Source organism: Lapillicoccus sp. (assembly GCF_046595215.1).
GTDB lineage: Bacteria > Actinomycetota > Actinomycetes > Actinomycetales > Dermatophilaceae > Lapillicoccus.
In genome coordinates this window covers 1-4,840 of sequence record NZ_JBKJPP010000128.1, presented here as the reverse complement: position 1 = coordinate 4,840, position 4,840 = coordinate 1, and the positions used below count along the sequence as shown (strand labels likewise).

General features: G+C 73.3%; 3 protein-coding genes. All 3 read right to left on the bottom strand.

Going from position 1 to position 4,840, the window contains the following annotated elements; all coding sequences use genetic code 11:
• Positions 1 to 1,322, bottom strand: a 1,322-nt coding sequence (locus tag ACLL9L_RS11105) for an NADH-quinone oxidoreductase subunit N (RefSeq protein WP_411284721.1), incomplete at its 3' end; no start/stop codon positions are given.
• 47 nt (positions 1,323 to 1,369) lie between these two features.
• A complete protein-coding gene (locus ACLL9L_RS11100; RefSeq protein ID WP_411284720.1) occupies positions 1,370 to 2,854 on the bottom strand; it encodes a complex I subunit 4 family protein in 1,485 nt (494 codons plus the stop codon).
• 4 nt (positions 2,855 to 2,858) lie between these two features.
• Positions 2,859 to 4,718, bottom strand: a complete 1,860-nt coding sequence (locus ACLL9L_RS11095) for a proton-conducting transporter membrane subunit (RefSeq protein ID WP_411284719.1) — start codon at positions 4,716 to 4,718, stop codon at positions 2,859 to 2,861.
• Between the last annotated feature and the right edge of the window lie 122 nt (positions 4,719 to 4,840).

Below are 4,840 nucleotides of genomic sequence, written 5' to 3'. Positions count from 1 at the left end.
GCCAGTGCCCACGCGCGCGCGCCGCCTATCCCGCGGGTCCCGGCGGGTTCGGGATGGGCTGGGGGCCGGCGCAGCAGTGGGGCGATCCAGCGCAGGTAGTAGAAGAGGCTCGCGACGGAGTTGATCAGGACGGCGGCGGTGAGCCACGGCGCTCCACCCGCCCAGGCGGCAGTGGCGACCGCGAGCTTGCCGATGAAGACGGCGGTGGGGGGCGTGCCGACCAGGCCGAGCAGGCTGACGACGAGTGGCGCTGCCAGCCAGGGGCGCTCGGATCCAAGCCCTGCGTACGACGTCAGCGTCCGGCGCTGCGGGAGCGCGGCCACGACGGCGAAGGCGGTGACGTTGGTGACGGCGTAGCCGGCTAGGTAGACCAGCAGTGCCCCGAGGGCCAGCGTGGTCCGCCCGGCCACGGCGACGGGGACGAGGAGATATCCCGCCTGGCTCACGGTCGACCACCCCAGGAGGCGGCGGGGGTCGTCCTGCCCGAAGGCGGCGAGGTTGCCTAGTGTCATGCTGACCACCGCGAGCACGCCGACGAGCAGCGGCGCGCGCGAGTCGGCGGGCAGCATCACGACGAGCCGGTAGACCGCGACAAGCGCCCCGAGCTTCGGCACTGTCGTGAGGAACGACGCCGCGAAGGACGAGGACCCCTGGGCCGCGTCGGGCACCCAGAAATGCCCGGGCACCGCGCCGGCCTTGAACATCAGACCGCCCACCACCGCGACGGTGGCGACCGTCAGCGGCCCCCGAGGGGCGCCCGTGAGCGCGCCGGTGAGCGCGGTGTACGCCGTCTCGCCGCCCAGGCCGTAGAGCACGACCACCCCGGCCATCAGCACGATGCCGAAGAGGGACCCGAAGAAGTAGGTTTTGAGCGCGGCCTCCGCCGCGGCGGAGGTGCGGGTGAGGCCGACGAGCGCGTAGAGCGGCACGCTGGCCAGGACGAAGCCGGTGACCACGAGGAGCAGGTCATGCGCGCCAGCGAGCACCACTGTGCCCAGGGTCGCCAGCAGGAGCAGGCAGCAGATCTCGGCCTGACGCAGGTGCTCGCGCAGCTCGTCGCCGGCGAGGGCGACGACGAGAAGCGTGGCGATCGTGGCGATCAGGCGCACCGCACCGGTGGCCGGGTCGACGGCGAAAGTCCCGTCGTAGACCAGCCGGTCGGGGCCGGCGAGAGCCACCGCGGCACTGCCCCCGCTGCTGAGCAGCGAGACGGCGGTGAGCGCGCGCACCCAACCGAGCCGGTGACGGGGCAGGAACGATCCGGCCAGTAGCACGACGAGCGAGCCGGCCAGTAGGCTCAGCTCGGGCAGCAGGGCGCCCACGCTTTTGTCCATACTTTATGTCCACGCCCATGTACACGGTGACCTGTTCACCGGCTCACCAGCTCGACCACGCTGCGCGCCGCCGGGGCGATCGTGTCGAGGACCACCCGCGGCACGATCCCGACGACGACGGCCAGCCCGACGAGCAGGCCGGCCGACACCCACTCGTGGGCGCGCAGGTCGGCGAAGTTCTCTGCCTTGCCGGTCGTCGGTCCGGTGAAGACCCGCTGGAGGGCACGCAGGAAGAGGGCCGCCGTCACGAGGATGCCGAGCAGGGAGACCGCCGTCACGGGGGCGAGGGCGATGCTGCCGGTGAAGACCTGGAACTCCGCGACGAAGCCGCTGAATCCGGGCAGCCCGAGCGAGGCGAACGCGGCGAGCGCGAAGAGCGTGGCTAGGCGCGGGGCCGGGCCGGCCAGGCCGCCGTACGCGCCCATGGCGTAGGTGCCCCGGCGCTCGTGCAGCACCCCGACGAGGAGGAAGAGCGCGCCGGTGATGAGCCCGTGGCTGACCATCTGGGTCACCGCCCCGGTGACCGCGGCCTCGCGGGCCGCCGCGTCGCTGGGCGCGACGAGACCGGCGACACCGACGCCCAGCACGACGTAACCCATGTGGTTGACCGAGGTGTAGGCGACCATCCGCTTGAGGTCGCTTTGCGCTAGGGCGACCAGCGCGCCGTAGAGCACCGAGACGACACCGACGGCGATGATCACCCACGACCAGGCCCGCCACGAGTCGGGGAGCATCGGCATGGCCACCCGCACGAAGCCGTAGGTGCCCATCTTGAGTAGCACCCCGGCGAGCACCACCGACCCGACAGTGGGGGCGTCGGTGTGGGCCGGGGGCAGCCAGGTGTGGAAAGGGACGGTCGGGGTCTTGACCGCGAGGCCGAGCAGCAGGGCGGCGAGGACGAGGCCACCGGCGAGTGAGTGCCCTTGCAGCGGAGCGGATCTCACGAGGGCGGGGATGTCGAAGGTGTGCGGGTCCGCGTAGACGGAGAGCCCGATGAAGCCGCCGAGCAGGGCCAGCGACCCGAGGAAGGTGTAGAGGAAGAAGGTCAGGGCCGAGCGGGCGCGGTCACCGTGGCCCCAGCGCGAGATCGCGAAGTACATCCCGACGATCGACAGGTCGAAGAAGACGAAGAAGAGGATGAGGTCCTGCGCGACGAAAAGCCCGAGGCAGGTGCTCTCGAGGAAGAGGAAGAGCGCTGCGTGCGGCCGCGGCCGGTCGTCCTGGCGCATCGAGTGGACGGCGCAGGCGACGAAGATGACCGCGGTGAGGGCGAGCAGCGGCAGCGAGAGCCCGTCGACGCCGATGTGGTAGCTCGAGCCGATGCTGGGGATCCACGGCACCTGCGCCTCGGCCGTGAGCCCGCCCACCCCGGGGTCGCGGCCGACCCAGACGGTCCCGACGAGAGCGACTACCGCCCCCGAGGTCGCAAGCCAGGTCCAGCGCGCGAGCGCGGCGGGCACCGGGACGACGGCCAGGGCGAGGGCCACGGCGAGGGGGAGGAAGACGGTCACGGACAGCATGAGGTCACCTGACGAGGACGAGGAGGACGGCAGCGACCGCGAGGACGGCGACGCTCTGGAGGTAGTACTGGTGCAGCTGGCCGGTCTGCGGTCGGCGGGCCAGGCTTCCGGCGTGCCGCGCGGAGCGGGCCAGACCCTTCACCGCCCGCTCGACGACCCGGTGGTCGAACCGGTCGGCCAGGGCGGCGAGCCGGAGGGTGGCGCGAGCCGTCGAGTCCACGGCTTCGGCCAGGACCTCGTCGTCGAAGCGCGCCAGCGCCGCGGCCAACCGGTCGGTCGGGTCCACTACGACGCGTCGCACGGCGGTCTCGAGGTGCAGCCAGTCGCGGGCCCACGCCGGGGTCGGCAGGGTGACCCTCCACGCGAGAGCGGCGACGGCGAGGGCGAGCAGGGCGGAGACGACCAGCTCGACCCCTGCGGGCGTTGTGGCGCCGTGCTCGCCGACCTCTCCGGCGAGGGCCGCACCGACCGGCGGCAGGACGAGCGCCCCGAGGACGGCGGCACCGAGCGCCAGCACGGCCATCGGCGCGAGCATGGGCGTCGACACCCTCCGGGTGCCGTCCTCCTCGGTGTCGAGCCGGGCGGCCCCCTTCCGGCCGTCGTCCTCGGCGAGCGGCGCCCACACGACCGCGAGGACCCGGCCGGCGTAGCCGGCGGATAGCGCGGTACCGAGCAGACCCACCGCGTAGAGCGCAGTGGAGCGCTCGACGACCGAGGCGAGCACCGCCTCCTTGCTCGCCCACAGGGCCAGCGGCGCGACCCCGGCGAGGGACAACAGGCCGACGGTGGCCAGCGCGCCGACGAGGGGCCAGCGCCGCGCCGTGCCGCGCAGCGCCGGCAGCGCCTTGGTGCCGAGGGCCGACAGCCAGGCGCCGGCGACGAGGAAGAGCAGCGCCTTGGTCGCGGCGTGGGCGACGAGCTGGGTGGTGCCGGCGGCGACCCCGCCGACTCCGGCGGCAAGCACGACAAAGCCGAGCTGCGAGGCGGTCGAGGCGGCGAGAACCTGCTTGAGATCGCGCTGGGCGATCGCGACGACACCGAGCACGACCGCGGTGACCGCGCCCACCCAGGCGGTGGCCGTGCCGACCCAGGTGGCGGTGAGCAGGTCGGGCACCCTCAGCAGCAGGTATCCGCCCATAGCGACCATGGCGGCGGAGTGCAGCAGGGCGCTCACGGGGCTCGGGCCGACCATGGCCCGCGACAGCCAGAAAGAGAAGGGTAGCTGCGCGGCCTTGCCCAGTCCGGCGACCGCGATGCCTGCGGCGACGACGGTGCGCGGGCCGGGGTCGGCCAGGGCGAGGTCGGTCAGGGCGAGCCCGTGCCCGCCCGCAAGGGCTGCGGCCGCGGCGACGTAGAGCCCGAGGTCGGCGGCGCGGGTGGTGGCGAAGGCGACGAGACCCGACGAGACCCGCTCCGGGTCGCGCCACGAGAAGCCGATGAGCGCGTACGACGTCGCGCCCATTACCTCCCAGGCGAGCAGCAGCGTCGGTAGTGTCGTGGCGGTCACGGTGACCAGCACGGCGGCGGTGAACAGGAGCATGAGACCACCGAACCGACCCGGCGCCTGCTCGACGTCGCGCTCACCGCCGGTGGCGAAGGTCAGCGCCAGCAGAGCGACGGCGGCTACGGTGACCGAGACGACGGCGGCGAGACCGTCGACGCGCAGCCCCAGGTCGCTGCCGAGCAGGAACGGGGTGCTCGCGCTCGGCCGTGCCACCGCCGCGACGAGGGTCAGGGCCAGGGTGGCTCCCGCGGCGGTGAGGGTGGCGCCGTGGGCCAGCCGGCGTGACGTAGGGCGGGTTAGGGCCAGCGCGGCGCCGGCCACGGCGGGTACGACGGGGAGCGACCAGGCGAGCAGGCTCATCCGGAGAGGTCTCCCGCCATGTCGGTCATGTCGCTGCCACGCCGACGGTGGACGAGGACGGCAATGGCGAAGCCCATGGCCATCTCGAGCGTCATCACGGCTAGGACGACGAGCAGGAGCAC